We start from the raw sequence: 26,453 nt of genomic DNA, 5'->3' as shown, positions 1-26,453 counted from the left end.
GCCGTGTGCCGCTGTCCCGCCCGGCACAGCGCGGGTCCCGCCCGCGCTGTGCCGGGCGGGGCGTGCGGTGTCGTGTCGGGAGGCCGTGCCGCGTATGGTCCGGCCCCTCCACCGTCCGCCCCCGCCCTTTCGGGCGCCGCCGCCTGCCGTTGTCCAGCCCGCGTGCCGCTGCCCGTCCGCGTGCCGCTGCCCGTCCGCGTGCCGTTGGCCGTCCGTGCCCGCGGCCCGCCGGGCCGTGCCCCGGCTGCCGGCCGGACCGCCGTCCTGTCCGCGTCGCGCGTCGGTCGGCAAGCACCGCGATGCCCGGCGGCTCACGCCCGCCCTCGCTCCCCGGCCCAAAGTTGGATGCGTTCTTTCTCGCCGCAGCCGCAACCATCGCGCGCCGCCTCAGGCGACATGGCGGGTCGGATCATGCGGTAGGGATCCCGCGAGCTGGGCTCGGGGTGAAAGCCGTGGCGTGTGTACCAAGTGCGCAGGTCGTCGTGCAGCAGTCCTGGCTCACGCCAGGAGGGAAAGGGTGCTGCCGTCAGAGCAACGGGTGTGGCTGGAGCGTGCGCCAGCACGGCGTGCAGCAGCCGGGTGGCGTGCCCAAGGCGCCGGTAGCGCGGATCGACTCCGATGTGGCTCACCCACAGGAGGTCGCCGTCCAGGGCGTCGAGGTAAGCGACCCGCTCGGTCTGCGTGTGCAACTCCCAAACCAGACGCGGGGCGTCTGCGCTGACCCGGACCAGACGTACCCGGTCAACCACCTGTTACCCCCCTTCTCGATTCCACGTCCGGTTGGGGTTACCAGCGCATGCCCAGCTGGTCCAGCGCATCGCGTCGTTCGGGGGTGAGCTTGTCGGCCCGCCGCCGGGTGTTGTCCAGGAACGTCCCCAGCTTATCGACCGCTTCGCCATCGACGTCCACGCGCTCGATGTGCTTCCGCCCCGGGCACAGGTGTCCCTCACGGTCATGGAACTGCTGCCGGGTCGCACGCAGGTTGAGCGCCCACTTGTCGCCTGCGGTGCGCTTCCCGGGCCGGGCTGCGGGGCCGGCGGGCTCCAGTCCGAGTGTGCTGTCCAGGAGCCACTGCTGTGTGAGAGACAGCTTGTCCCACCCGCGCCGCTGCGCCGCCGTCCACGCCCCGGGGTCTTCGCCCTGCACGACCAGTTCGCCGGCTGCCTCGGGGAGCGCGCCCCCAGCCTGGACGTGGATGCGGGCGAGGGTGAAGTAGCGCTGCCATGCCACGGTCCACTCCAGCGGGCACCATCCCGGATCGATGGCCTGCAACGCCGCCATGCGGCTATCTGGCAGCTCCCCAGCGCCCACGGGCACCCGCTTCACCTGCCGGGCTGTCGTTGACAGGTGTAGATGATTATTGGGTGGTGCTGTGACCTGCGGGTGTTCAGGTAGATCGAGTGGCCGGGATGGGTATCTGCTCAGGATTCCTGGTCAAGTGATGATGACTGCCCTGGCTGGACAGGTCTGTGACCTGCGGGGTTTGTGTGTTGCTGGTCGGGTGTGCAGATGGGTTGGATGGGTGTGCATCTTCGCTGGTCTTGGGGAGGTGGGGGGAGCGGGTGCTACTCGGTTTTCCACCATCCTTGCTGGGTGTGCCAGTCCCTTGCCCAGCTCAGGAAGTCGCCGCCTGCCTGCTGGGAGGGGGTGTCATCGGCATATGGTGCGGCGCAGCCGTCGCGTAGCCACCACACCTGGCCGCGTTGTGGGCCGGTCACGACCAATGTCCAGTACTGCCCCGGCTGGTCGCTGCCCAGGAGTACCGAGCCGTGGGTGTAGGTCTGGTGCAGCAGCGATGAGTGGAGGCTGTGGTCGTAGTAGTCGTACTCCCACTGCCATTCCTCTGTCAGCGGGAAAGGCTCTTTGAACGGCCGTGGTGCGGTGGCGTCGAAGGGGTCCGGGCTCATCCAGTACTCCGCTTCCCACACGGCCCAGTTTGGCGGCTTGGCGCCCACCGGCAGCAGACCTCCCGCGTCCGGCGGGCCGTCGTCGGTGCCGTTCGCGATCTCGGCCACGAAGGTGCGATACGGCTCCGGCAGCACCACACCGTGGCCTTCTTCCCAGGCGTGAAGCGCTGGCCAGCCCAAAGGACAGCGCCGGACACCGGCAGGAAAGACTTCCTCCAGGAGGGCTATCGCATCCGATATCGCATCATCCACGCCCTACAGGTATCACCGACCGCCGACACCCTGCCCCGGCCCGCACGGAACGCAGGCGAAGTGCCGAGTTCACGCTGCCTCACGCCCTGTGTCGTTTGAGTGGCCCAGGTGAGGGCGGGGACGTGCAGGAGGACCGCGCTCGCGTCGCCTTTCCGGCTCCCCAGCCATCGCTGTAGTTCGCCACGTGTGTGTCGGGCGAGCCAGCGGGCGAGGGGCTCGACCTCGTCGACAGGGCCAGCGCCGGTGCGCGTTCGGAGTGCGTCGGCCAGCAGGCCGGCCAAGTGCTGTTCGGACACGGCGTGCTGGCGACCGGCGGCGGCCGTGAGCGTCTCGGTCAGGGCGAGGGTTTCGGGGTAGGTGACCAGGTCGCGGGCGATGATCCGCAGCACCCGTCTCGTCGACCTGGTGAACAATGGACCCCAAGCTCGTCGCCGCCGCCTTCGGCATGGACCCCCAGGCCACCCTCATCTACCTCGCCGACCACGTCGACCCTGGACAGGAAACCCACCTGCCCCGAGATCATCGCCTGTGATCTACTGCCGATCATGCCGTTGCTGATGCTGGACCTCGACAACACCCTGGTCGACCGCGACGCCGCCTTCCGGGACGCCGTGACCGCATTCCTCACCGAGCATCGCCTGCCCGACACCGACCTCACGTGGGTGATGGCTCTCGACGCCAGCGGCTATACCGCCCGCCCCGATGTCGCCGCGACCATGACCGACCGGTACCGGGACACGGTGCCCACCACGGCCATCCATGCCCTGCTCGACCGTGGCGCTGCCGATCGCGTCGTACTGGCCGACCTCTCTCGCGAGGCCCTGGACAAAGCAGTGGCCGACGGCTGGACCTGCGTGATCGTCACCAACGGCCGCACTGCCCAACAGGAAGCCAAGATCCGCCATTCCGGACTGGACCAGCTTGTTCAGGGCTGGGTGATCTCCGAGGCGGTCGGCCGCAAGAAACCCGAACCGGAGATCTTCCACGCTGCCGCGGATGCCGTCGGACTGCCCCTCATGGGCGCATGGGTCATCGGCGATTCCCCGCATGCCGACATCGCCGGCGCCAACGCGCTCGGGCTTCGAAGCGTGTGGGTGTCGAACGGACAGACGTGGGCCCAGGACTCCTACCAGCCCACCCATGTCGCCCAGGACGTCGCCACCGCGATCGACCACGTCATCAGAGCGGCGAGCTAAGGCACGACCGACCCACTTCGTTGTCTCAGCAAGGCCGAACCTGTGAAACTTCACCGCCACCTCGCACAGGTTCACCGGAACAAGTGCGCTTTGCCGAAGGACTCGTTGGAGGCGATGGCGACGCTGTCCTTCTCCTCGCGTTCGGTCAGGACCTGGAAGAGGAGTTCGGCGCCGTGGCGGTCGAGTTCCATGTAGCCGAGTTCATCGATGCAGAGGAGATCGACGCGGCCGTAGCGGGCGATGGTCTTGTTCAGCCGCTTCTCGTCGGCGGCCTCGACCAGCTCGTTCACCAACTTGGTGGCGAGCGTGTAGCGGACACGGTAGCCATGCATCGCGGCCTCGGTGCCCAGCGCAATGAGCATCTGGGACTTGCCGGTTCCGGAGTCGCCGATGAGGCAGAGCGGTTGGCTCTTCTTGATCCGATATTTATGGCTTCGGGCAGCACAGCTGCGGGGTGGGGGCCGCGATCTGCTGTCAGCCCTTCTGCCAGCATGCTGCCGTGACAGCCACACATGATCAGCGTCCTGCCGAAGCCACACTCGAGTTCCTGCACGCTGCGTTTCCGCCGGAATGGCGCGAACCAGCGCTCGGCCACGATGCCGTCGCACAGTGGGAGGAGGAGAACCGCGTGGTCCTTCCGGAGCCGTACAGGACCTTCGTCGCGGAGATCAGCAATGGGTCTAGCCTCGGTCCCGCCGGCGACGGCGGTCTCCAGCCGCTCGGCTGGCTGCCCGACACGTGGCCCGACCTCGGCCCGCGGCAGCCAGGGGAGCCCTTCCCCCTTGCGGCGGCCTGGAACTGGGAGGACGACGAGAGCGTCGACCCCGAGTCCCCGGACCTGCGGATCGACGCCGTGTTCAGCAAGGGATCCATCGTTCTCGGGTCCGAAGACGGGCAGTCGTTCTGGCTCCTGCTGACCACCGGTCCCCGCCGCGGCGAGGTGTGGATGGTAGCCGACGTCGGCGCCATCCCTGCGCCTGGCGACCAGGCATGGGGCTTCGAGGAGTGGGTGCGGCGCTGGCACAGCGGCAACGATTGGTGGGAGTGAACGGACCATCCTTCACAGCCGCAGCTCGAGGACCCCCGAAGCGGTGAACGTCTGCTGTCTGTTCTCATCGACAAAGCCAGGTTCTTCAGGGCAGAGGCCGCTCCCTGCCCTCTGCCGGGCTGCAGAGGGGACGTCGTGCTGTCCGGTGCCGGCGGGAGGTGGGCACCGATATCGCGACCGTCCGTCTCCGCCTGGCAGGATCAACGCATGCTCATCACGCCCCGCCCGGGAGTTGACCGCAGGAACCTCCGCAACGTGCTCCGCGAGACCCGTGTCAAAGCCGAGAACCTCCGAGGCCCTTCCGGGGGCGCCTTCGACAGGCTTCTGCGATACCTGGAATGGGCCACTGACGCGGCACGCATGCTGCGCTCCCAGATCAGCGACAGGGACCTCGACCACCTCGTCCTCACCCGCCGCTATCAGGCCCTCCTCGGCAGCTGCGGCACGCTCGCCGGCACCGACCAGCAGCGACTCGTCAACGGCCTGGTAGACCTCGAAATCACCGAACGCATCCAGGCGTTCGAGGAAGCCGAAGCCGCCCTCGAGGCGCAGATAGGCCGCTGGAACGGCAGGGAGTGGTTCGTGGTCGCGGACTCCAGCTTCTACATCCAGAATCCCGACAAGTTGGCGGACGTCGATCTGCACAAGGTTCTCGGCCTGCCGAGCGGCGAGCACATCCGGCTACTGTTCCCGATCGTCGTTGTCGACGAACTCGACGGTCTCAAAGAGGCCGGCAAGCAGCGCGCCCGCTGGCGTGCCTCCCACACGCTCGGCCTTCTGGATGAAACCCTCGCCGGTTCCACGTTCGGGGTCCTGCGCCGGGAGGACCTTGTCTCGCAGGACGGCGAGGTGCGCGGTGAAGTGACCGTAGAAATCGTCCTCGACCCACCCGGGCATGTACGCCTTCCCATTCCGGACGACGAGATCATCGACCGGGCCGTGGCCATCCAGCCGCTTGCCGCACGCGATGTCCGGCTGTTGACCTGCGACACCGGGCAGCACACGCGCGGGCGGGCCGCTGGCCTGAAGGTGACGAAGGTCCCGGCGAAGGATCCCGGGCCGGAACCCGACTGGGAGGCGCTGGACAAGCCGGGCACCGGTGTGCGAGCTCAGCGTCGCGAGAGGCAGGCCGTCCGCGAGGCCAATCCCGACGCCTCGTCCGGTACCTGAAGAAGTCCGGCGCAGCTGCTGATCGCTGCGAAGCCGTGTGAGGGGCGCTTGATCTCACCGGTGGCGGCGCATCCGATCATGAATGCGCTGTAGTCCACCGATTCCCAGCCCCTGCCCGGGCAGGTATTGCAGTTCGTCATCGTCAAGGGCGCGGCGCAGATCCGTCACGCTGTGAATCTGGTTGGAGTACAAGGCCCGGGCGTCCTGGCCGCGCCGGGTCGGTTTAGTACGGGCGACCGCAGGTGCACCGCCCCGGCCGAGCGGCGTCTGACCGCCGCCTGTCCGCCGTCCCGCTGCCTGCCTGGCGTCCTGGGGGCGGCGAACTGCTGGCAGGCCGGCCGCAGCTCTGCGGCCGGGTGCCGGTCTCCCGGTCGCCGCCGCCCGGCCGCGCTGGTGGTCCTGGCCCGTCCCTTCTGCCCCCGCCCGCGTCCCGTCTGCGTGGGCCGAGCTGGCTGTGCCGATCCCGTCACCGCCTCTACCTGGCCGTCCCCTGAGCCTGCGCCGGGCTGTGTCGCCTCTTCCCTCTGGGGCCTGTCCCCGCCCGCTGGCCGGCCGCCGCCCGGCTGTCCCAGTGGTGGCCGCGTCCGCCGTGCCGTGTCGGGCCGTATGCCGCCGGCCGGGCCTGCGCGGGTTCCGGCCGGGCAGGCCCGGCCGGCGGCGGTCTGCGTCCGGCCTCCGGCGCCCGTCGGTGGTCTGCCGTCCCGAACGTGCGGACGTGACCGGCGAGTGCAAGGGCTGTTGGCGCGCGTCCGGCCTCCGGTCGCCTGCTGCCGTCTCCTGTCCCGTGGCCGCGCCCCGCCCGCCCCGCCCCCGCCCGCCAGCCGCCCTCGCCCGCTGGTCGTCCTGGGCGCCGACCGTCCTGGGCCCGGGTCTGCCGCCGTACTTCCTGTGCCTCCGCGCTGCCCCCGGCGCACCCCGGCCGTGCTGTGGCCGCGCGGCGCCGTGCCCAAATGGTGACCTCCCGCCGGCCGTCCGCCCCGGCCTCCGGCCGCGCGCCCTGGCCACCGCGCCCCGCCCGCACCGGCCGTCCGTCGGTGGCGCCCGGCCGTCTCGCCCACCGCGGCCGCGCCGGTCTCTGGCCGTTCGGAGGATTGCCGCCGAGCTGTACGGCGTCCTGGCGGCTCGGTGTCCGGCCGTGCGGCGCCGGGCCGCCGTCCGTCCAGTGTGCTGCTCCCCGCGTGTCCGCTGTTGCGGAGGCCGGGCCGCCGGCCGTCGCCCGTCCCGCCGTCCGCCCCGCATGCTGCGCCCGCCGCCGCGCCTGCCCCACCCGCTCCGCGCCTCGGCGCCGTTCCCCGGCGGTCTGGCGGGCCCGCTCTCGTCCCGCCGTGTTCGTGCGTTCCCGCCCGCGCCGGTGTGCCGTGTTCCCGTCCGCTCGTGGACGGGCCGCCGCGCTGTGCCGGCCTGCGGCGTCTCGTCCCGCCGGTCTTGGGCCTGCGTGCGCCGTACCGTTGCCGCCTGTCCGGCCGCCCGAGCCGCTGCCGCGCCCGGGTCGCCGCTGCGCTCGTGCCGCGCCGCCGACCCGCTTCCTCCCGGCCGCGCGCCAGGCCGTCTCGCCGGGCCGCTGGTCGGGCCCGGCCCCCGCTGCGCCCGCCGGCCCGGCCCGGCCGCGCCGCCTCCGCGCCCGTCGCCGTCTCCTCCGCGCCGTTCCCCGGTCGCCTGGCGGGCCCGCGCCCGCCCGCGCCGGGGCGCGCTGTTCCCCGCCCGCTCGTGGACGGGCCGCCGCGCTGTGCCGGCCTGCGGCGTCTCGTCCCGCCGGCCTTGGGCCTGCGTGCGCCGTCCCGCCCGCCGCCTGTCCGGCCGCCCGGGTCGTCGCTGCGCCCGAGCCGCGCCGCCGTGCCGCGTCTTCCCGGTCGCCCTCGGCAGTCCGGCCGCCACCGCCTGCGCCGTCGGCCACCGGCCGCTACTGCCCGCCGCGGCCCGCGTCGCCCGTCGTCGGCTGTCGGCCGTGAGCCGTCGGACCATCGGCTGCCGGCTCGGGGTGCCTGCCGGGTCCTGTCGCCACCGTCCGCCCGGCCGCCGGTGCCGTGCTTTCGTCCTGGCCCGTCCCTCCTGTTTCCGCCGGCCACCGCGCCGCGTTGGTCGCTGGCCGTCCGGAGGCTTGCGCCGGCCTGCGGAGACCAGGCCGATCGGCCGTCCCGCGTCCTGTGGCCGTGCCCCGCCCGTCCCGCCCGGGCCGCCGTCCCGCCCGCCGCGTGTCCGCCCGCCGCGGCCCCGGCCTCGCCCGAGCCGTTGCTGCGCCCGCGCCGTGCCGCTGCGCCACCGTGCCGTTTCCTTGCGGCCGCCCTCGGCAGGTCCGGCGGCCACCGCCGCCCGCCGTCCGGTCCTCCCCGCATGGGACCGGACCGCCGGGCTGCGTCGTGCCCGCACCGGCCTCCCGGCCGCGCGCTGAGCCGCCTGCCGCGCGCTGGGGCTCGCGCGTGTCCTGACCCCGCGTCCGCTGCGCCCGGTGGCCGTGCGGTGCCGTGTCCGCAGGCCGCCCGTTGCCCGGCCCGGCCCGGCCTGGCCGCGTTCGCGCCCGCCGCCGTAGTTCCCGCGCCCGTAGCCGTACTCCCCGTGCCGGCCGTCCTGTCGCGGCCACGTCGCGCTCGCGCCATGCCCGTCCCGCGCCCCGCGCCCGGCCGCCGCCCCCGCCCGTGCCCTGCACCTGGCCGCGCCCGGGCCGCAGTGTCGCTGCCGCGTTGTGCCGGCCCGCGCGCCCCGTCGTGCCGCTGGGCCTTGCGGTCGGGCCGCCCGCGCCCATGTGGCTGCTCGTCGTGCGCCCCGTGCGCGGTCCCGGCCGGGCCGTCCGCTGGGGCCGCCCGGCTGTCTCCGGCAAGCTGAGTCTGGCCCGTGGCCTGGTGCCGGGGTGCTCGGGTGGGGCGGTCAGCTGACGCAGGCCCGCGGCTGCCGGCCGCCGCCTGAACCTTCTTGGAGGCCCCCGCCCGACCACGCTCAGGCTGCGCGGGCCGCGCCGCTGCACCACGCCGCGCGGTCCCGTCCCGGTGGTGATCCCCCGCGCCCGGGTATGCACCTCGCCGGCTTCCGGACTGGCTTGGGGCGTACGGCGGCCTCGGCGCCCGCGCCCGCCCGGCCTTCTCCTCGCCGGTACCCGCGCTCCAGGCGCGTGCGAGGACGGTGTACCGGATCGGGGCGCAGGCCGAGTCGCTCCAGCACGTGGGGCGGGGCGTCCGCGATCCACTCGCCGACTGCCAGCAGCGAGGTGGCGCCGGTCAGCACCGCGCAGCCGGTCAGCGTGAGGACGACGGCCAGGGCATGGCGCACGCCGCGCGGATCCGGCACCCGAGCCAGCCACTCCAGCAGACCGGGCACCTCCCCGGGCCCCACGTCGGAGTGCTCGCGGAGCAGGTCAAGGGCAGGCGGAATCAGGGATGCGTCGGCAGGCACGGTCTTCCAGGCACGGGGCATAGAGCACTCCATGATCACGGGAACCTTCCTCGCATCGTGCCCGGTCATAGCAACGCTGCAGCCTCGCCTGCCACCCAGGTCTGCCAGACATGACGGGTGTTCGGCAGGTCAGGGCGGTCAAGGAGCCAGAGCACATACCCGGCGTGGCACCGGGCCCAAGGATTGTCCGAATCGGCTGCCCGATCGAGCCTGTCCCGTAGGTCAGCGTTGTCGACAGCCCGGGCGACCCGCACGTATTCGCGGTCCTTGCAGCGATACGCCCGGTGGACGATGATCTCGACCAGGTCAGTGAGCTTCGTTTTGGTCGCCTCCTCGTGGCGAGCGCGGGCCACCTTCCGGATCAGGTTCTGCTTCGTACCCCACGCCTTCGCATGCTGGGTCCACTCCAGCGGGTACCTCGCCTCCCACTCCAGGAAGAGCAGGACATAGGGCAGCCCCTGCCACGCCGCCAGATCCCCGTCCACAGGACCACCCCACACCCCATCGGGCAGCGAACGCTTTTGGGCTTGCTGGTGCCTCCGGCGTGCCTGCAGGAAGGCCGACTCCTGGTACTGCTCGTCCGTTCCCAGGGGCCGCGTCAGCAGCCACATCTCGTTGGACCGGGCGAGCGCGTCCGCGACCTTCCTCTGGGCCTCCGCCAGATGGACGAGCGCTGCACCTCTCGCAGCGGGATCCTCTGCTATGAGCCCGAACGCCCAACCCAGTCGCTCAGCCCATGCGCAAGCGTCGTCCGCGTCTGCACCTGCCTCTTCAGCCACGCACGGGATCATCTCCTAGCGCAGTCGGCTCGCTCCACCCGACGGTATGAGGAGACGCAAGGGCTCCGGGGCGCAATGGACATGAGCAGGAACCGCCCACTCTCCCTCTCGTTATCTCATGTGATCATGAAATGGACGCCCGCCGACTACGCCGAAGCCCTGGGTGTCGTTGTGACCGCGTAGGGGTTTCAGGCGAGGCCCTCGAGGAAGTCCGCGAGCGCGGAGTGCAGGATCTCGGGCTGTTCCAGGTGCAGGTCGTGGCCGGTGCCGGGGATGCTCATGGCCATGGTGGCGGGTCGCTGCCGGAGCATCTCGTCGGCTTCCTGCGCGGGGATGAAGCTGGATTGGGCCAGGACGACCAGGGTTGGGCAGGTGACCTGCCCCCACTCGAGCCGGAAGGAACGTTGGGCGTTCTCCGCCAGCAAGCGGACCATCACGTCCCGGTCGAAGCGGGGCCACCATCCGTCCTCGCGTTCCTCCAGCCCGGCTGCCCAGCCTACGCCGACCGGTCCGCCGCCGAGGAATGCGGCTGCCGCTTCGCGTGAGGGAAATGGTGTCGGCCATGAGTCGAGCCATCCGCCAATGTCTGCGGGGCCGTCCGGGTTTGGGCCGCCGGGTCCGGCCTCGATGAGCACGAGCGCGCGGACACGCTCGGGATGTGCGGCGGCGGTGAGCATGGCGGTGTGCCCGCCCAGCGACTGGCCGACCAGGACGGGCCGCCGCAGCGCCAGCTGATCGACAATGGCGATGACGTCGGCGACGTAGGCGGCGCGGGAGACGTCTTGCGGGTGGCGCTCGCTGGCGCCGTGCCCGCGCTGGTCGACCGCGACGACCCGGTATCTGGAGTTCAAGCTCCGTGCCAGCACATCCCATTCACCCGCGTGACCGGCCAGGCCGTGCAGCAACACGATGGGCTGTCCCGGACCGCCCCAGTCCCGGCAGGCAAGCCGGACGTCGTCTCGCACCACCACGTGTTCAGACCATGCCACGTCGGCCCCCAGGGAATCGGCTGGCCTCGATCATGCCGCAACCGCCTCGGGGCGTTCGACGAGCTGGCTGCATTCGCAGCGGGCTCCGGCGCGGACGAGGGCGACGAGGTGGGGCGCGTTCACGGCCCGCCACGGGACCTGGGCGGAATCGACGAGCTTCAGGACCATGGCCAGGGCTGCGGCGCGGGAGCCGGCGCCGCGGGTGACCTCGGTCCGCAGCCGGACGGTGGCGAACCGCCCGTGCTTACGGTAATCAACGAGGACGACACCACGCCAGCGGCAGCTCGCTGCTGGAGCCCGCCACCGGGCCGGAGTCCGGCACGTATCCGACGGGGTGTCGTGCCAGAAAGGCTGTTACTCACTTTCGGGTGAACCGGCTCGCAGCGGTGGGGTGGCGGACCTCGGCGATGCGTTGTCTGAGGCCAGCAATCTCAAGGGCAGTGGCCTCCGACACCCCCGTCAACTTGCCGTGAAAGAGACTTCGATGGCCATTGCAGGCGAATGTCACAGAATTTTGCAGAAACTGTAATGCCCTTCGCATTTCCCTCACAGGGCGAGGCGCGGGCTGCAGGGTGTGGGTGCGCGGCCGACCGGCTGCGCACCAGCACAACGCACCGGGCTGAACCGTGGCTTCGATGCCGCGGGTTCGGTTGGGTGTGCGCACCTTGAAGGGGGACCTTCGTGTCCGTTTCTTCTTCCGTCCGTCGTGTGACCGCCGTCGCCGGTGTGGCTGCTGCGGTGGTGGGGGCGGTGGCGCTGCCGGCGTCGGCCGCCGACCACCACCACGGCCACCATCACCGCCCGGTGGTCTACATCAGCGACGTGCAGTACGACTCCCCGGGCCGGGACGACCGTTCCAACCGCTCGCTGAACGGGGAGTGGGTGGAGCTGACCAACGACTCGCGGCGGGCGGTGAACCTGGACGGCTGGACCCTCTCCGACGAGGACGGCCACACCTACACCTTCGACCACTACCGGCTGAACGGCCGCGCGACCGTCCGCGTCCACACCGGCATCGGCCGTGACACCAGGTCGGACGTGTACCAGGACCGGCGGGCGTACGTGTGGGACAACCACTCCGACACCGCGACCCTGCGCAACGACCGCGACCGGTTCGTCGACGAGGTCTCCTGGGGCTACGACCGAGACCACCGCAGTGACGACCGGCGCCACCGTGGTGACCACCGCGGTGACGACCGGCGTCACGGCGGCGGCCACCGGGGTGACGGCTGGCGTCATGGCGGCGGCCACCGCGACGGACACCGTGACTGACCTCGCACGGCGGTAGATGACGTCGGCCCGCAAGACGGGCGCTGTCCAGGGTGGGTCGCCTCGTGCGGGGGCGGCCCACCTTCCGCACGCTCGCGGCGGGGTCAGCCGGGTGTGGTGGGCCGTTCCCCCCTGTTCCTGCGCGCGTCGCGTCCTGGGGCGGCGCCCGGGGGTGCCGCGGCCGCTGGCCGGGGCGCGGATGCCGGTCCGCCCGGTCTGCGGGGTTCGGCCCGTTCCGGCGCCCTGCCGTCCCGCCGGACGCCGTGACCGGCCGCTGCTGCCTCCTCCCACCGCCGCTGCGGGCCTCGGCGCCCGGCGGGTCGGTCTACGGGGTCAGTCCCCAGGAAGACTTTCGTGTCGGGGCCATGCGGCCGGCCCCTGGACCAGGCGGTTGAACCGGCGTAGGCGGAGGGCCGAACCCGAGGGCCTGCCGGCCGGCGGCCGGCAGACGGTCGGACCTGTGCAGGGCGGTTATCAGGCGCCGCAGGGGGTGTCGTTGTTGCGCAGGCTGTGAGTGCTGTCGTTGAGCTGGTAGGAACGCAGGTCGCCGATAGTGCCGCCCTCGCGTCCGACGCAGACGTGCCGGCCGAAGTAGTTGTCCTTCTGGTAGACGCGTGCGGTGCGGCCGCTGTTGTTGATGATGGAGCTGCCCTTGCCGCGGATGTAGTCGGGCAGGTGCCGCACCGAACCGTCGACGGCGCGTTTGACGTAGGGCTGGCCGTTGAAGTTGATGTCGGGGTAGATGCAGACGAACCCGCGCGGGCACGCGATCTGGTCCCGGGCCACGGCGGCGGAGCCCGGGGTGGTCGTGGCGTGGGCGGGTGCGAGGCCGGTCAGTGATGCGGCCAGGACGGCCGGGACGGCAACGGCGAGCAGCGCGGTCCTGCCGGTGCGGGGCCGTGGTGTGGGCAGAAGTCTCATGGCATCGGCCTGTCCTGGCGGAACGGTTCGCCATTCCGCTTCGCGTCGATGTTCATTCAGACGAGCGAGTCGGCGCTGGGCGGCTCTCGACGGCGTCGCCTCCCGGGCCGCACTTCTGAACTTCGACGTCCAGCTCGGTCTCCAGATACGCCGTCGCGGTCATGCTGACCGGGCGATCAGCCCTGACTCTGCGCTTCGCGGGCGGCACCACGTGGGAGAAGACCCGCCGCCTGACCCAACCTTCCGCGCACGAGGAGGACCTGCGCACTGTCGCTACCAGTTGATGGGGCGCCGCCGGCCTGCAACGCGCCCGCCTGACCGGGATCGCGCTGAAGGGCGAGGACCTGATCGACGTCGGCCAGTCACCTGACAGATCAGCCTGGACGGCGCCCGGGAGTCCCGCCTGGTCGCCGCCGGCGACAGCCCCTGACCTTAGGGCCGGCCTAGACGAGTTGATCCGAAGTCTCGGCCCGTCAAAGGGGCGAGGGTGTCCAAGATCCGTGTGTGACGACAGACCTGAACACCCTCTTGACCGCACTGTATGTGAAGATCGACGACGAGATCGGGGGAACCCGATGCATGGGCAGGCCGCCGCTGCTCAGCGACTCCGAACTCGTCTGCCTGGCCGTGGCCCAGGCCCTGCTCGGCTACCACTCTGAGTCGCGCTGGTTGCGCTACGCGAACAAGCACCTGACGGGTATGTTCCCGTACCTGCCGCAGCGCGCGGGCTACAACAAGCGGCTCCGCTCCACGCTCGGGCTGGTTAAGCGCATGATCCGGGAACTGGCGATGGATAGCGACTTCTGGTTCGACAACCTCTGGATCACCGACTCGACTCCGGTGCCGTGCGGGATGTCGCGCCCGACCGTGCAGCGTTCCAATCTCGCGGGCTGGGCCGGCTACGGCTACTGCGCCTGCCACTCCCGGTTCTTTTGGGGCCTACGCTTGTACCTGGTGTGCACCCCGACCGGATTGCCGATCATGTGGGCGCTGGCCAACCCGAAGATAGGCGAGCGCGAGGTCCCTGCGGCGATGCTGGAGGTCGACGCCGACCTGGTCGCCGACCGCGAGGGCATCGTGCTGATCTCGGACAAGGGCTTCGCGTCCAAGCCATTCGAAAAGGCCCTCGCCGGGCGAGGCATCGAGCTGCTGCGGCCCTCGCGCAAGCGGGAGAGGCAGCGGTACGGCGAGCCGGTACTCAAGAAGGTCCGCCAACTGATCGAGTCGGTCAACGACACCCTCAAGGGTCAGCTCGACCTGGAGCAACACGGTGCACGCACCATCGAAGGTGTGGCGGTCCGCGTCGCCCAACGCGTCCTGGCCCTGGCCGCAGCGATCTGGCACAACAACAAGACCGGTGCAACCGTCCCCCGATCACTGATCGCCTACGACCACTGAACCGATCAGGAACTTCGCGCCTGGCTAGACCGTCGGAATGCTGCCGCCGTCGACGACGTACTGGCTGCCGGTGAGGAACGCCGCGCGGTCGGAGGCGAGGAACGCGACGAGTTCGGCGACGTCGGCGGGCTGGCCGGGGCGCCCGAGCGGGATGCCGACCCGGTCGATCAGCTGCCGGCGGGCCGTTTCGGCGTCCAGGCCGCTGTCGGCGGTGATCTGGTCCAGACGCCGGGTGACGGCCGGGGTCTCGATGAGTCCGGGGACGACGGTGTTCACCCTGATCCCGTGCTTGCCGACCTCGTTGGCCAGGCCCTTGCTATAGACGGTCGTCGCAGCCTTCGCCACCGCGTACGGGAGCGACGCGGGGCCGGGCAGGCGCGCTTGGCCCGACGTGACGTGGATGATGACCCCGCGGTTTTGCGCGATCATCCCCGGCAACAGGGCCCGGTCCAGGCGGACCGCGGACATCAGGTTGGTGTCGAGGTCGCGGTACCAGTCGTCGTCGGCCGCGTCGAGCGCCCCGCCTGGGATGTACGTCTGGCTGCCGGCGTTGTTGATCAGGACATCGATTCCTCCGAGCAACTGCGTCGCCTTCGCGGCGAGGATGGCGGTCCCGTCGGCGGCGGCGATGTCGGCGGCGATGAACCTGCCGGCCAGCGGCTCGTCGACCGGCGTGCGGGCCGCGACGACGACATCGGCCCCGGCCTCGGCGAACCGGACCGCGACAGCCGCGCCGATTCCCTTCGTGCCGCCGGTGACCAGGACTCGAACGTCGGCGAACTCGCCAGCTGGCCCAGAGGCGGATGTCACGGTGGTGGATGTCATGAGACACAACTCCTTCGTCGGACGGCGCCGCTTTCCGAGAGCCGGCGGCGGGTTAGGATGGGCCTCACTCTATAATAAAACGAGAGGTCGTTCTTTTATGCCCAAGGTTACCCAGGAGCACCGCGACGCCCGGCGCCGGCAGATCTTGGCCGCCGCCCGCGAGGTGTTCGCGGCCAAGGGCTTCGCCCAGACCTCCACCGGTGAGATCGTCGCCGCCAGCGGACTGTCCACCGGAGCGGTCTACAGCTACTTCCCCAGCAAGAACGACCTGGTGGCGGCCGTCTGCGAGGACGCCGTGGATAACCTCATCGACCTCGCCAGCATCCGCGACGCTGCCGAACTGCTCGACCGGGTCCGCGCCCGCCACGGCGGCCACGCCCGGCTGATGGCGCAGGTCTGGGCCGAGGCCGCCGTCTCGCCCGACCTCGCCGCCCAGATCCGGGCGCAACTGGCCAAGGACCAGGAGAAGGTCGCCGGGCTCATCCGCCAGGACCGCTGCGCCCGCGGCCTGCCCGACTCGCCGGACCCCTCCGGCGTGGCCGGCGCACTGCTCGCCATGCTCACGGGATATTCGCAGCGCCTGGCCATCGGCCAGGACATCGACACCGCCGCCTTCCGGCAGGCCCTCCAGACCCTGCTTGGCGACGCGACCTGAAAGCACAGATCTGGGCAGACGGCGCCGTATCAGCTGCTAGTGACCAAGACTGAGGCGAAGTGGATCAGCCCTTTTACCCCGGCAACATTAGGAACAACTCGTCTAGAGGGCCAGCAGGCGCACCACCTCAGCCCGGACCGCACCGCGGCCGGGAAACCGGCCACTGAGCGGACCCGATGGCGCGCACCCGATGTCGTGGTGCGCACCGACGATGTCGGTCCACTCCACCTGGCAGACCGCCCCCTCGAAGCAGGCGGCGCGCTGCGAGCTGCGCCAGCTGGCCCGTGCCCGGTAAGCCGTCCGGGCCGCATGATCCTGCGCCCCGGCTACCAGGGCCTCCCGGGCTCCTTGCGCTGGGGGCGGCAATGCGCTGTCCAGGGCTTGGCGGACCACCCGGCGGTGGACCGCGTAACGGCGGGCCAGCTCGCGGAGGGGGGCGTTCTTCAACCGCCGGTCGCGACGGATCCGCTCCAACAACTCTGCAAACCCGGCCTTCTGACGCGGCCGTGATCACGAACTCGCACAGCGTGATCCCGGTCGTGAATCCGGGAATACCGCACTACTCCTAACGAGTGCACGAGCCTCTGATTGCCCGTGCACGGTGGGGCGACTCCGGGTGCTCAGCTTGCTTCCAGCGCTGTGCGCTCGGCGTGACGCAGCCAGTCGGTGTACCAGCGAGCGAAGGTCATTGGAGTCCCGTCCTCACCCCGAAGGGGGGCCAGGTCAGCCTCGTCCGCACGATCGTCGGTCCATATCGTGCCTCGGTGCGCGCCGCTGATCACCAGCCAGTTACGCAGGGCGCAGCCGCGGTGGGAGATGACGATGGCGCCGACGGTGCGATCAGGGTTGAACATGACAGCGTCCCAGCGTTCGTCCCACGCCTCGATGGCGTCGTCGAACTCTTCGATTTCGTCGAAGTCCTCTTCCTCGGGGCACTGGGCCGCCAGTTCCTCCAGTAGCTTCGGGTCTGGACCCTGCTCGGGAAACGGCTCGGCAAGCCGGGAAAGATCTGCCAGCTCGGCGCCGTCGCCCTCCCACCGCCAGCGGCCTTGCACTCGCCGCACCGGGAAAACGCCATAGGCGGGCCCAGCGCCACCCGCGCCGACACACAGGAGGAAGGTTCGGAAGTCCTCCGGCAGCGTCACCTTCATCTGCGCCTCGAGCTCTGCGAGCTCGGCGTGGCTGAGCGGCTGCTCCAGAACCCATTTGTGCCCCAAGGCCCCGAACACGTCGTTGCTCGCAGGGGACGTCCTCAAAGCCTCGACGCGTTGACGGATGCCCACCCACTGCTGATCAATCATGAGCAAAAGGTAGGTGCCGCCACCGGCATTGACGTCGACGGGGCCTCCTGAAAGCCAGGTGGGGCCAATTTGAACCGTTCCTACCCGGGGCCAGACGAAGCCGTCACAGCGGGGCCAAAGAAGACCGTCCTAGACACCCCCCGCTGCCCCGAGACTTCGCCCCCGGCCACGCCGTCCCCCCGGGCAGCCGGTCCTGGACCGCGCCGAGGTGCCCCGCCGCCGTGTCCACCGCCGCCCCGCGCCGGCCCCGGTCGTGTCGTCGGCGCGGCCGGGGCCGGCTACGCCGACCGAGAACGTTGCGAGCACATCCCGCCCGGCCGCGTTGAGCACGACCTGCCCTGTCCGTACAGTGGTGCGCGGTTCAGCGGCGCGGGGCCGGCAGCTCGCCGGGCTTCACCTCAACTCTCTCGATGTCACCGGCCCCAGCCTTCTCCAGTTCGTCCCGCCGCCGGCCGGCGGAGACCTCGTCGTAGGCGACGGCGGAGGCGCGGGGGGTGCCATCGGGGTCGGTCCAGGTGAAGCTGTAGCTGCGCATGGTGATCGTCATAAACGGCATCATCGCTGGTGGCACTGACAGCGGCCCGGGTGCGACCGGTGCCCGTCCGGCATACACCGGGACTGTGCTGTCTCCTCCCGTCCAGCCGATGCTCGCCGAGGCCCGCCCCGGGCTCCCGCCCGAGCGGGCGCTGCCGGGCGGGCTGGCCTTCGAGCAGAAACCCGACGGCTACCGCGCGGTGCTCTTCGCGGGTCCCGGTCGCGCGTACCTGCAGTCCAGGAACGGCGCCGACCTCAGCAGTGCCTTCCCCGAGATCACGGCGGCCGGCCGAGCCCTGCCCGCACCGCTGGTCCTCGATGGCGAGCTGGTCGTCGCCACGAAGGGCCGCCTCGACTTCGGCCGGCTTCAGGCCCGGGCCCGCCGTCGCGGCGTCGGTGCCCGGCAGGCCGCCCGGACCGCGCCGGCGCACCTGATCGTGTTCGACGTCCTCGACACGGCCGACGGCCCGCTTCTCAACGCGCCCTACCGAGCGCGGCGCGCGCTGCTGGAGGAGCTGTTCGCCGAGGAGGTGCTGGCCGCGCCGTTCGTGCTGTGCCCGGCCACCACCGACCGGGCGACCGCCGAGGACTGGCTCGACCCGGTGTGGGGCGCGGCCGGCATCGAGGGCGTCGTCGTGAAAGGCCTGGCCCAGAAGTACCAGCCGGGTCGTAGGGGCTGGATCAAGGTGCGTGCCCGGGCCAGCGCGGAAGCGGTCGTCGCCTCGGTGACGGGTCGGGTGACCGCCCCGTCGACGCTCCTGCTGGGCCGCTACGACGAGTCGGGCCGACTGCGGTTCATCGCGCGAACGGCACCGCTGTCGGCGACTGCCCGGCGGGAGGTCGGCGGCCTGCTGTACCGGGCGGCGCTGACCATCCCTGGCAGCACCGCCGCCTTTTGGCCGGGTGGGGCACCTGCGAGGTGATCGACCACCGGCCGGTCGTCCCCGACGTGGTGGTCGAGTTCGCCGGGGACACCGCGGTGGACGAGGGCCGCTATCGGCATCCCGTCCGCTACCTGCGCGTTCGCGACGACCTGAGCCCCCAGCAGCTGCCGCCCCCGGGGGTCTAGCCCGAAGTCACGCCCGTCGCTGCCGCGGGCGGCGGCGCCGTGCCTGCACCTCTCGGGCCACAGCTCCACCCGGGCCCAGGCCGCCGCGCCCGGGTCGCGGCTTCCCCGCAGTTGACACGACGGTATTTTCGGCCGGGTCGGGTCCCATGGCGTGAGCACACCTCGCCTCGTAGAACGGCCCGAGGAGGGCGCGAGGCATGCCCCTTACTCAACCGGAGTGGTTCGGTGATCTGGATGCCTGGTGGTCTCCCGCAGTCGGCGATGACGTGGCCCGGCACGTGGAGCCGGTCGGCGTCGACAGTCACGCGCGCCCGCACGTGCGCTGTACAAGCCCCGCCTGGCGCACCCAGATCCGACTGATCGGCGCGTCGCTGACGGCGCGCGTCAACGAGCTGCTCGCCCACCGTGCGGAGATAGCGGGCATCGTTGCACACGTTGCGGCGATGCAGCGGTACGGGGTGCCCACCGCCATCAGTGCCGCCGTCCAGGCCGGCCGGCATGCCGACGCCGACGCAGTGGCGGCCCGACACGAGGCCGTCGCCGTCCGCTCCCGAGGGCCCGCCTCGGAAGCGGCCCTGCACAGGAGCGAGGTCCGCGCGGACCTCGCATGTTCGCTGGGGACCCGGTGCGCAGCTGCCGGGCCTGGCTGGCCGTGGCCGGGGTGCGGCTGGAGGCGGGGCAGGCGGTGGATTCGCCTGCCGTGGAGGCGGCGTGGACCGGGCGCCCCACCGGTGAGCCCGGATCACGGACCCGGCGCGGACCCGTGAATTGGGGCCCGCAGTGGCCCAGTTGCGGCTGCGGGTGCCGCGCCGCCGGCGCGGCGTGCTGGAGAACGTCCAGCGGCAGCTGCGCCAGCTCCAGGCGACCCGCTAGGGCTACTTCGTGAACGTGAAGTACTTCCAGGCGCCGTGCGTCGTGGAGTTCACGGTGTCACCGGAGGTGCCGTCGACGTAGGACGAGCGGACACGGAAGCGCCAGCCGACGTCCTTGCCGTGGTCGCCGGTGATCTGCACCCGGGAGACGCCGTCGCCGCCCAGCTTGAAGTACGCGGGATCGCCCGGGTACCACTTGCCCTGGTAGTACACCTCGAACTCGAACTTCTGCGCCCGGCCCGGGAAGTACGTCATCTTCGTCGTGATCAGCGGGTTCTTGGACTTGTGGAAGAAGTAGTAGGTGTGGCCCCACGTGCTCTTCGCCTTGTACTGGCCGCTCACCGAGGTGGAGACGCTGACCCGGTCCCCGACCGTGCTGACCGCCGAGGCCGGGTTGTAGCGCGAGTCGCCGCCGAACTTCGCGGTGAGCTTGGTGTCCCGGTACAGGTTCACGGTGACCGACAGGTTGCCGTGGGAGTCGACCTTGCCGGACTTCACCAGCTTGTTCGGCCGGTCGGAGCCGAAGGGGTCGGCCCAGATCCCCACGGTGCGGTTCTTGTACGTCGTACCGAGGTGGGCGGTGAACTTCACGGCCTTGCCGTAGTCGTATACCTTGCCGTTGTTGGTCAGCGTCAGCGACGCCTTGCCGCGGGAGACGGAGACCGCGTCGGCGGCCTGCGCGGCGGTGTGCGCGGCGTCGCCCGCGTACGTCACCGTGTACGTGACCTTGCCGCCGGCCGGCGGGGTGTCGGTGAAGGAGAAGGTGCCGCCGCTGCCCAGCGGCTTGGTGCCGAGGGACTTGCCCTTCGGCGAGTCCATGTCGGTGCGGGTGACCTGGAGGGGGGTGCCCGCGGGCAGGGACAGGCCGGAGGTGAGCTTGCCGGTCACCTTGAGGGACTTGGCCCGGGGCGCGGTCGAGGGGGCGTCGACGGTCAGGGCCGTCTCGTACTTGCGCGGCTCGTCGATCCGGTGCAGTCCCATGGACCCGCCGGAGCCCGTCTGCACGAACAGCCTGCTGCCGTCCGCCGACCAGCTGATCGCGTGCGTGCCCGGCATCCAGTTGTGGGAGACGTTGCGGACGCTGGGCTTGTCGGGGCCGCCGGTGAAGACGTAGGTGTCCCCGATGTCGTCGGTGTCGAGGACGGTGGCCGCGATCGTGCCGTCCGGGGCGATGCTCACCGTTTCGGGCTCGTCCTTGACCGGGTAGGTGCGCACCACGGACAGGTCGGAGAGCCGGTACTCGGTGAGGGCGCGGGTGCCGGGGCCGGCGACCACGATGTCCTGGCCGTCGGGGGTGAGCGCGGCGTCCTTGTAGAAGCCGCCCTTGTCCTCGGTGACCCGGATCACCGGGGTGCCGGAGGAGACGTCGTAGACGATGACCGGGCCCGAGCTGATGCCCGCGTCCAGCGCGACCAGCGTGCCGGGGTTGTCCGGGTCGGCGTACACCTTGGGCGGACTGGCGTAGTCGTGGCCGGCGTTCAGGTCGAGGGTGACCGTCGGGGTCGCGGCGGTCAGGTCGACCACACCCAGCCCGGAGTCCCACTGGTCGCCGTAGCCGAACCAGATCCTGCCGTCTGCGTAGGCCAGGTGGGAGGGCGTTGTGTGGGCGCCGGTCGGGTACTCGGCGGTCTGCTTGAGCTGCGCGGTGTCGATCGCGACGATCTTGTCGGCGCCGTAGACGGCTGCGTACAGGGTGCTGCTGTCGGGGCTCAGCACGAGGTCCCTGACCTGGGGCAGGCCGGTGATGGTGCCGGTCACCTTGCCCGTGGAGTCGGTGACCACGATCTGGTTGTGGGAGCTGTCGGCGAGGAACAGGTGCTGGTGGACGCCGTCCGCCACCGTGTAGCCGGCGTCCGAGAGCGGAAGGGGCAGGTTGGCGTCGGCGTACGACGGTGTGGCGAGCGCCAGCGAGCCGATCGCCGTCGAGCCGATGAGGGCCGCGAGTGCCGCGGCCACGGGAAGAGTGCGTATGCGCACGCTGATTCGAACCCCCCGGAACGAAAGAAGAGTGGGCGCCATGCGGGCACGCACGCCGATCTGACCGCGCGTGGTGTGAGCTGACCGTGTGCCTCGTGTGGCGGGTGCGCAAAGACTAGGTCATGCCACCGACAACAGCGCCAGGGCCCCGGAGACGAGCGTGCGGACACCGGGGGCGATCACGGACAGATCGGGTGCGAAAAATGGGGGCTGTGGTTGCTCGGGACGGCCGCGAACTTCTCCGGGAGGGTGTCGCCGGGCGCCTGCTCTCACACACGGGCGCCGGGGTCGTGGTGACGAACCAGTACGAGTACGGGCGGGCGGTTCGGGCTCGGCCGTCCGTCGCTGTCCAGATCCGTTCGGCGGTCGCGGGCCGTCTCGTCGGGCTCGCAGGCGGGGGCCCGTGCCGGTCACACCATCCGCCCGTACCCGCCGCCGGCTTCATGCCCCCACGTGCCCATGCGACGGTTGCCGCCCTCCCGCTGCTCTCGGTCTTCGGCTGTGCCGCACCGCTGCGGCCGCGCGCTGGCCTCTCGGTCGACCTGGCGCCCGGCCGCGCCGGTTCCGTGCCTCCTTCCCTGGCCGTCCGGCCCTGTCCTGCGCCCGCGTGGGCCGCGCCGCGTCTCCCCGCTTTCCCGCCCTGTTCCGCGCCGTCGCCTGCGCACCAGCCCGGGCCGCAACGTGGTCTCACGGCTTTACCGAAAGGGGTCGCTGCCGCCTTCGCGTCACCGTAGGTGCCGGACCGGGGCGGGCCGGGAGTCTCTACCGGACCCGTGCCGGGAGCGGTTGGCTTGCGAAGCAGAGCCAGCCTCGGCGAACCACTTCCCAGCCCCAGGGCGCGCCGTGATGGCCCCCCGTGCGGTGGCCTGATCATCTTCGGCATGCGGGACGCCACGCGCCGCAGTGTCGACTATCCGAGGTTGAACCATCGAAGACGCGGGGTCGCCGGTGGGACTCGGTCAAGGCTCCCGAACACGGACTCAGGACTGGGGGAGCCGGTATGTTCCGGCAGGTGCAGGTTGACGGCACAACTCGGTTGAGGACGGTGGAGGTTGATCGTGAGGGAATCTGTTGCGCCGGTCGTCGAGCTCCGGCGTTATCGGTCTTTACTCGTGCGCTTAGGGTTGTTGCTGTCTCTGCTGCGGGATGCTGGGGCGGCGGTGTTCAGCATGCTGGAGACTCGGGCGGCGCACGACCTGCAGCATCCGTTCCATGACGAGCATCGTCTGAACCGATGGTGTCGGCGGCTGCTCACGGTCCTCCTCGTGTCGCTGGTCGGGCTTGTATGTCTGTGGAAGCTTGACCGTGACGCCTCGTCCTGGCGGGACGAGACCGTGAGCTATGCGGTGGGAAGACGCTCCCTTGGCGAGTTGTGGCATTTGGTGCACAACATCGATGCTGTCCATGGCTTGTACTACTTCCTGGCGCATCTCGTGCTTGCGGTGTGGGACGACGGTGTCCTGTCGCTGCGAGTGCTGTCGGTGCTCGGAACGTTGACCGCTGTTGTGGGGGTCCAGGCCATCGGTAGCAGGCTCGGTGATCCGGTGACCGGGTTTGTGGCCGGGGCAGCGTTCCTGTGTGTCCCGCAGGTGCAGTTCTACGCGCAAGAGTCCCGCTCATACGCTTTGGTGAGTGCTGCGGTCGTGTGGGCGACGTGGTTCTTCGTGCGCGCCCTGCAGGACGAGCGACGACGCTGGTGGGTCGGGTACGCAGTGTTGCTCCTGCTGGGCGGTTGGCTGCACGTCTTCGCCCTGCTGGTCGTCCTCGCCCACGCCGTGACGCTCTGGAGCAGTGGCCGCGTGCGCCGCCTCGGGTGGCGCTGGGCGTGGGTGATCACCTGTGTCGGTTGTGCCGTGGCTCCGCTGGCCGTGGTCAGCATTGGTCAGGCGTCCGCGCAGCTGGACTGGCTGGGCCGTCCGAGTCTGCAGGACTGGCTGGGATTCGTGGTTCCTGCCGCCGTGACGACCGCCCTCGGAGTCTCGCTTCGCCGGCAGGACCGTGGGTCGCCCCGGGCAGTGACGCTTCCGGCGATCGGTGTGCCGCTTGTGACCGTCCCGGCCGGGTTCCTGCTGACCGTGTCCCTCGTCCACCCGTGGTACGTCGACCGCTACGTCCTGTACGGCATGTCCGGGCTGGCGCTCCTGGTCGGCCAGGCCGTACGGCACTGGCAACGGATCGTGCGAACACAGGCGGATCCGGTGCGCAGGCGGCACCGGCTGTACGCCGCAGCAGCCGCGGCCTTCGCCCTCTTCTCATCACTTGGCCCCTGGTACTGGCACCTGCGCTCCCCGGCCAGCCGCACCGACACCGTGGAGAGCTACTGGGGACTCACCGTCACCGTCCCCGGAGATCCCGAACCGGTCCTCTTCCAGCCCGCGCGCCGCCGCGCGTGGGTGCTTGCCCGGCCCGCCGCCTTCGGGCCGCTCGACGACATCGCGCTGCGTCAGACGCCAGCGGCCTCAGGCACGTTGTACGGTGTCGAGGCGTCCCCGGACGTCATCCGCCGGCGCATGCTCAGGCATCGTGAGATCAACGTCCTGCGTGACCGCCCCGGCCAGCCCTTGGACCAGACCCCGGCAGAAATCACCAAGCGGGACGTTCTGCGCCGGCACTACCGGCTCTGCTGGGTGATCCCGGTGAACGGCGGCGAATCGGCGATCTTCATCCGCCGTGACGTCGCGGCGACGAACCCTTTGTGCGCACCCGAGCGTGACATCTACGACTGATCGGCTCAGCATCAGTTCTACCCCCGTACGCTGCGCCCGTTCCGGGCCAGGCCGCAGGATCCCGCCCGACCGACGGCACGATGATACGGACCGTGCTGGTCGGCCTGATCGGCCGCGGCGTCGCGCGGTGCGCGCCGGCTCCGGGCTGGGGGCCGACGCCAAGGACGGCACGGCCATGACTTCTACCCACCCACGTAAGTGGCCGCAGCGGCGCAACGAGATCCGCTGCAGTCCACCGGCCTGCAAGGATCTGGTGCGTCATGCACGGGACGAGATCCGCTCCGACGTGGTAGGCCTGTTGCGAAAGCCTTGGACGGCTGGCCTCGGCTGCCCAAGCCAGACTCTCCGAAAGAGGCCGACGGCCAGGTTGGGCGCCGAGGGGCGCGCGCGGCCGCTAAAAGCTTCCGTCTTCCACGGTGACCTGAGGATAACCTCGGCGCTGCCATGGTCCAACGGGAGGGGTAAGGGCATGCAGGGACAGGGCTCGGTCGAACGTGCGGGAGAGCTGTTCGAAGCGGCGATGTTCGGCGGGGACACGTCCGCGCTGGAACGGTCCGATGACCTGCTGAACGCGGTCGAGGCGCCGCTTTGCATGGCGCGCGGCAAGGTGTTGCACGTCCGCTTCCTGAACGACCGCGAGGAGAACAGCGAGGAACTCGCGTTGTTCGAGCGCGCGGCCGAGTTGTACGAGCGTCTGGGGGATGCGTCGGGTGAGGCGGACGCGTTGTTCTGGGTTGGCTGCTGGCACCAGGTGGTCAAGGGCGACGGCACCACCGGCAGGCCGTACTTCGAGCGGTCATACAGACTGGCGAAATCCGTCGACGACCGGATGACGATGTCGTACGCGATTCGCCACCTTGGCTTCGCCGACAAAGACGCAGGCCACTTCGATCAGGCCCGCGAGCGGCTGACCGAATCGGTGACCCTGCGCCGGGAGATCGGTTTCAGGCCAGGGGAAGCTGCCGGCCTGGTGGCGTTGGCCTACCTCGCGGCCGAAACCGGCAACCCATCGGCGGCGTTCGATCACCTCGACGACGCCCAGTCGGTTGCCGAAAGCTGTGGCGCCAACGCCGTGTCGGGATGGATCGAGCGAGCACGCACGCTCATCCGCTCCTAACCTCCGATGAGGAACTGCGCGACGACCTCAGCCCCCAGCAGTAGGCTGCGCTGGCCATGAACACGCACACCTCCGACCGGAACGGCCTGCCGGACGAGCCGCCAATCCGGCGGGTCTTCCGGGACGTCATCGCGGACCGTCTGACAGACCCGCGGCCGCAGCAGGCCGCGATGTTGTTCCAGTCCTCGGTCGACCCGTTCTGGACGGACGACAGGTCCTTCCTCGGCGACTTCTACAACGAGATCCTCCACCAGGACACCTGCCAGCCCGGCACCGCCGACGGCGTCCCTCTGCTGGCGGCCCTAGCCGTCGATGACCGGGTGCCACCACAGCAGCGGTTCGAAGCGATCGACCTACTGTTCAGCACAGCCACCGTCACCGACCGCCACCTGGCCGACTGCTGGCCCAACTCACCGCGGCATGCAGATCCGGAGAGCGAGGACCGAGCCCGCGAGGCGGTCCGGTCTTGCACACCGGACCTGCTCGCCCGATGGGCAGCCGAATGCCCTGCGGTCCGGCTGGCACTCGCGGGACTCGCCGTGGTGTTCCCTACTGCCCGCACGCTGCCCGCCTTGATCCCACGGCTTCGGGGTTTCGTCGAGCAACACCCACAGGGGACCGACATCGGCGACTACGTGCGTTTCATCCTGGTACTGGCTGCCGAGAACGACGACCACACCCTCGCGACCGTCGAGTCGCTCACCGACGCCTACTGGAAGGGCACCTCCCGCGGAGCACCGACACCAGCCCGAGCTCTCCATCTGCTCGGCCAGATGCTGAACCGGGTCGGAACGGGCCTCACACGATCACGCCCTGGGGAATAACGTGACCGTGGACGTGAGGCATTACGTGAACGTCCACAGTTGCTCTCCCGGGCCCGACTCTGACCCCGCCGAGCGCCGGCCTGTCCCGCCCGCCGCGCCGCTGGCGAACGCTTCGAGCTGGCACCCGCAACACGTTCGCCGTTCTGGGGGGGTGCCTCTATGTCTTTCGTCAAGCCAGGCGTGGGGTTCTGGGTTCGTAGAAGGTGCCGTCGCGGAGCATTGCGAACAGCACATTGATCC

General features: G+C 70.6%; 22 protein-coding genes and 5 pseudogenes. 13 read left to right on the top strand and 14 right to left on the bottom strand.

Features of this window, described 5'->3' with window-relative positions; translation table 11 throughout:
• Window positions 1-311: 311 nt before the first annotated feature.
• From AB0947_RS39805 to AB0947_RS39795, 3 genes are all read right to left on the bottom strand, one after another.
• Window positions 312-689 carry a GNAT family N-acetyltransferase gene (locus AB0947_RS39805; protein ID WP_366755267.1) on the bottom strand — a complete coding sequence of 126 codons (378 nt, stop codon included), beginning with the start codon at window positions 687-689 and terminating at the stop codon, window positions 312-314.
• A gap of 97 nt (window positions 690-786) precedes the next feature.
• Window positions 787-1,281 (bottom strand): helicase associated domain-containing protein, encoded by a 495-nt coding sequence (locus AB0947_RS39800; RefSeq protein ID WP_366755266.1) that lies wholly within the window; start codon window positions 1,279-1,281, stop codon window positions 787-789.
• Between the two features lie 284 nt (window positions 1,282-1,565).
• Window positions 1,566-2,045 (bottom strand): hypothetical protein, encoded by a 480-nt coding sequence (locus AB0947_RS39795; RefSeq protein WP_051813750.1) that lies wholly within the window; start codon window positions 2,043-2,045, stop codon window positions 1,566-1,568.
• A 659-nt stretch (window positions 2,046-2,704) separates the two neighbouring features.
• On the opposite strand from AB0947_RS39795, the gene AB0947_RS39790 reads away from it, so the two are divergent.
• Window positions 2,705-3,355 (top strand): HAD family hydrolase, encoded by a 651-nt coding sequence (locus tag AB0947_RS39790; protein ID WP_366755265.1) that lies wholly within the window; start codon window positions 2,705-2,707, stop codon window positions 3,353-3,355.
• A 95-nt stretch (window positions 3,356-3,450) separates the two neighbouring features.
• Here the strand turns inward: AB0947_RS39790 and AB0947_RS39785 are convergent.
• A pseudogene (locus AB0947_RS39785) lies at window positions 3,451-3,774 on the bottom strand (ATP-binding protein); the annotation flags it as partial.
• Window positions 3,775-3,854: 80 nt separating this feature from the next.
• Between AB0947_RS39785 and AB0947_RS39780 the strand changes: the two are divergent.
• Together AB0947_RS39780 and AB0947_RS39775 are read left to right on the top strand one after the other, a co-directional pair.
• A complete protein-coding gene (locus tag AB0947_RS39780; RefSeq protein WP_366755264.1) occupies window positions 3,855-4,403 on the top strand; it encodes an SMI1/KNR4 family protein in 549 nt (182 codons plus the stop codon).
• Window positions 4,404-4,610: 207 nt separating this feature from the next.
• On the top strand, window positions 4,611-5,573 hold the full coding sequence (locus AB0947_RS39775; RefSeq protein WP_366755263.1) for a PIN domain-containing protein: 963 nt from the start codon (window positions 4,611-4,613) through the stop codon (window positions 5,571-5,573).
• 2,931 nt (window positions 5,574-8,504) lie between these two features.
• On the opposite strand, the gene AB0947_RS39770 is transcribed toward AB0947_RS39775, so the two are convergent.
• The 4 genes and pseudogenes from AB0947_RS39770 to AB0947_RS39755 all read right to left on the bottom strand — a co-directional run.
• Complete coding sequence (locus tag AB0947_RS39770) at window positions 8,505-8,978, bottom strand: transposase family protein (protein WP_366755262.1); 474 nt, start codon at window positions 8,976-8,978, stop codon at window positions 8,505-8,507.
• Between the two features lie 44 nt (window positions 8,979-9,022).
• Window positions 9,023-9,736, bottom strand: coding sequence for a hypothetical protein (locus tag AB0947_RS39765; protein ID WP_366755261.1), 714 nt, complete (start codon window positions 9,734-9,736; stop codon window positions 9,023-9,025).
• Window positions 9,737-9,924: 188 nt separating this feature from the next.
• Window positions 9,925-10,725 (bottom strand): alpha/beta hydrolase, encoded by an 801-nt coding sequence (locus tag AB0947_RS39760; RefSeq protein ID WP_366755260.1) that lies wholly within the window; start codon window positions 10,723-10,725, stop codon window positions 9,925-9,927.
• A gap of 30 nt (window positions 10,726-10,755) precedes the next feature.
• Window positions 10,756-10,959: pseudogene (locus tag AB0947_RS39755) on the bottom strand (IS256 family transposase); the annotation flags it as partial.
• Between the two features lie 492 nt (window positions 10,960-11,451).
• Here AB0947_RS39755 and AB0947_RS39750 point away from each other — a divergent pair.
• A complete protein-coding gene (locus AB0947_RS39750; protein ID WP_366755284.1) occupies window positions 11,452-11,997 on the top strand; it encodes a lamin tail domain-containing protein in 546 nt (181 codons plus the stop codon).
• Between the two features lie 471 nt (window positions 11,998-12,468).
• On the opposite strand, the gene AB0947_RS39745 is transcribed toward AB0947_RS39750, so the two are convergent.
• Complete coding sequence (locus tag AB0947_RS39745) at window positions 12,469-12,915, bottom strand: peptidase inhibitor family I36 protein (RefSeq protein WP_366755259.1); 447 nt, start codon at window positions 12,913-12,915, stop codon at window positions 12,469-12,471.
• A gap of 504 nt (window positions 12,916-13,419) precedes the next feature.
• On the opposite strand from AB0947_RS39745, the gene AB0947_RS39740 reads away from it, so the two are divergent.
• Window positions 13,420-14,313: an IS982 family transposase gene (locus AB0947_RS39740; RefSeq protein WP_366755258.1), complete on the top strand. Its 894-nt coding sequence runs from the start codon at window positions 13,420-13,422 to the stop codon at window positions 14,311-14,313.
• Window positions 14,314-14,337: 24 nt separating this feature from the next.
• Here the strand turns inward: AB0947_RS39740 and AB0947_RS39735 are convergent, their stop codons facing one another.
• Window positions 14,338-15,138, bottom strand: a complete 801-nt coding sequence (locus AB0947_RS39735; protein WP_366755257.1) for an SDR family oxidoreductase — start codon at window positions 15,136-15,138, stop codon at window positions 14,338-14,340.
• Between the two features lie 97 nt (window positions 15,139-15,235).
• Here AB0947_RS39735 and AB0947_RS39730 point away from each other — a divergent pair, with 97 nt between their 5' ends.
• A complete protein-coding gene (locus AB0947_RS39730; protein WP_030399878.1) occupies window positions 15,236-15,793 on the top strand; it encodes a TetR/AcrR family transcriptional regulator in 558 nt (185 codons plus the stop codon).
• A 620-nt stretch (window positions 15,794-16,413) separates the two neighbouring features.
• Here AB0947_RS39730 and AB0947_RS39725 read toward each other — a convergent pair.
• Complete coding sequence (locus AB0947_RS39725; protein ID WP_366755256.1) at window positions 16,414-17,094, bottom strand: SMI1/KNR4 family protein; 681 nt, start codon at window positions 17,092-17,094, stop codon at window positions 16,414-16,416.
• Between the two features lie 361 nt (window positions 17,095-17,455).
• Complete coding sequence (locus AB0947_RS39720; protein ID WP_366755255.1) at window positions 17,456-17,641, bottom strand: hypothetical protein; 186 nt, start codon at window positions 17,639-17,641, stop codon at window positions 17,456-17,458.
• Window positions 17,642-17,714: 73 nt separating this feature from the next.
• Here AB0947_RS39720 and AB0947_RS39715 point away from each other — a divergent pair, with 73 nt between their 5' ends.
• The 4 genes and pseudogenes from AB0947_RS39715 to AB0947_RS39700 all read left to right on the top strand — a co-directional run.
• Window positions 17,715-18,551 carry an ATP-dependent DNA ligase gene (locus AB0947_RS39715; protein ID WP_366755254.1) on the top strand — a complete coding sequence of 279 codons (837 nt, stop codon included), beginning with the start codon at window positions 17,715-17,717 and terminating at the stop codon, window positions 18,549-18,551.
• Window positions 18,548-18,697 (top strand): hypothetical protein, encoded by a 150-nt coding sequence (locus AB0947_RS39710; RefSeq protein WP_366755253.1) that lies wholly within the window; start codon window positions 18,548-18,550, stop codon window positions 18,695-18,697. The genes AB0947_RS39715 and AB0947_RS39710 overlap by 4 nt, the downstream gene beginning before the upstream one ends.
• 197 nt (window positions 18,698-18,894) lie before the next feature.
• A pseudogene (locus tag AB0947_RS39705) lies at window positions 18,895-19,089 on the top strand (DciA family protein); the annotation flags it as partial.
• Window positions 19,090-19,164: 75 nt separating this feature from the next.
• Window positions 19,165-19,570: pseudogene (locus AB0947_RS39700) on the top strand (hypothetical protein); the annotation flags it as partial.
• Window positions 19,571-19,572: 2 nt separating this feature from the next.
• Here the strand turns inward: AB0947_RS39700 and AB0947_RS39695 are convergent.
• Window positions 19,573-21,525, bottom strand: coding sequence for an Ig-like domain repeat protein (locus AB0947_RS39695; RefSeq protein ID WP_366755252.1), 1,953 nt, complete (start codon window positions 21,523-21,525; stop codon window positions 19,573-19,575).
• Window positions 21,526-21,666: 141 nt separating this feature from the next.
• Window positions 21,667-21,862: pseudogene (locus AB0947_RS39690) on the bottom strand (amidohydrolase); the annotation flags it as partial.
• A gap of 853 nt (window positions 21,863-22,715) precedes the next feature.
• Between AB0947_RS39690 and AB0947_RS39685 the strand changes: the two are divergent.
• The 3 genes from AB0947_RS39685 to AB0947_RS39675 all read left to right on the top strand — a co-directional run bounded on the left by AB0947_RS39685 (window position 22,716) and on the right by AB0947_RS39675 (window position 26,213).
• A complete protein-coding gene (locus AB0947_RS39685) occupies window positions 22,716-24,272 on the top strand; it encodes a glycosyltransferase family 39 protein (RefSeq protein ID WP_366755283.1) in 1,557 nt (518 codons plus the stop codon).
• A 469-nt stretch (window positions 24,273-24,741) separates the two neighbouring features.
• On the top strand, window positions 24,742-25,389 hold the full coding sequence (locus AB0947_RS39680) for a tetratricopeptide repeat protein (protein ID WP_366755251.1): 648 nt from the start codon (window positions 24,742-24,744) through the stop codon (window positions 25,387-25,389).
• A gap of 56 nt (window positions 25,390-25,445) precedes the next feature.
• The gene (locus tag AB0947_RS39675; protein ID WP_366755250.1) at window positions 25,446-26,213 is read left to right on the top strand and encodes a hypothetical protein; all 768 of its coding nucleotides are present in this window, start codon (window positions 25,446-25,448) and stop codon (window positions 26,211-26,213) included.
• The last annotated feature ends 240 nt before the right edge of the window (window positions 26,214-26,453 follow it).

The sequence above is a fragment of the Streptomyces sp. NPDC047841 genome (genome assembly GCF_040704085.1).
Classification (GTDB): domain Bacteria; phylum Actinomycetota; class Actinomycetes; order Streptomycetales; family Streptomycetaceae; genus Streptomyces; species Streptomyces argyrophylli.
The sequence above is the reverse complement of the archived record's forward strand: the minus strand, read 5'-3'. Positions and strand labels throughout refer to the sequence as shown.

Bases quoted from the DNA above. Each gene is read 5' to 3' on its own strand.
- AB0947_RS39675 (WP_366755250.1), top strand. From the start codon at position 25,446: ATGAACACGCACACCTCCGACCGGAACGGCCTGCCGGACGAGCCGCCA.
- AB0947_RS39770 (WP_366755262.1), bottom strand. From the start codon at position 8,978: ATGCCCCGTGCCTGGAAGACCGTGCCTGCCGACGCATCCCTGATTCCG.
- AB0947_RS39720 (WP_366755255.1), bottom strand. From the start codon at position 17,641: ATGACGATCACCATGCGCAGCTACAGCTTCACCTGGACCGACCCCGAT.
- AB0947_RS39730 (WP_030399878.1), top strand. From the start codon at position 15,236: ATGCCCAAGGTTACCCAGGAGCACCGCGACGCCCGGCGCCGGCAGATC.
- AB0947_RS39735 (WP_366755257.1), bottom strand. From the start codon at position 15,138: ATGACATCCACCACCGTGACATCCGCCTCTGGGCCAGCTGGCGAGTTC.
- AB0947_RS39685 (WP_366755283.1), top strand. From the start codon at position 22,716: ATGCTGGAGACTCGGGCGGCGCACGACCTGCAGCATCCGTTCCATGAC.
- AB0947_RS39775 (WP_366755263.1), top strand. From the start codon at position 4,611: ATGCTCATCACGCCCCGCCCGGGAGTTGACCGCAGGAACCTCCGCAAC.
- AB0947_RS39800 (WP_366755266.1), bottom strand. From the start codon at position 1,281: ATGGCGGCGTTGCAGGCCATCGATCCGGGATGGTGCCCGCTGGAGTGG.
- AB0947_RS39745 (WP_366755259.1), bottom strand. From the start codon at position 12,915: ATGAGACTTCTGCCCACACCACGGCCCCGCACCGGCAGGACCGCGCTG.
- AB0947_RS39725 (WP_366755256.1), bottom strand. From the start codon at position 17,094: ATGATTGATCAGCAGTGGGTGGGCATCCGTCAACGCGTCGAGGCTTTG.
- AB0947_RS39790 (WP_366755265.1), top strand. From the start codon at position 2,705: ATGCCGTTGCTGATGCTGGACCTCGACAACACCCTGGTCGACCGCGAC.
- AB0947_RS39680 (WP_366755251.1), top strand. From the start codon at position 24,742: ATGCAGGGACAGGGCTCGGTCGAACGTGCGGGAGAGCTGTTCGAAGCG.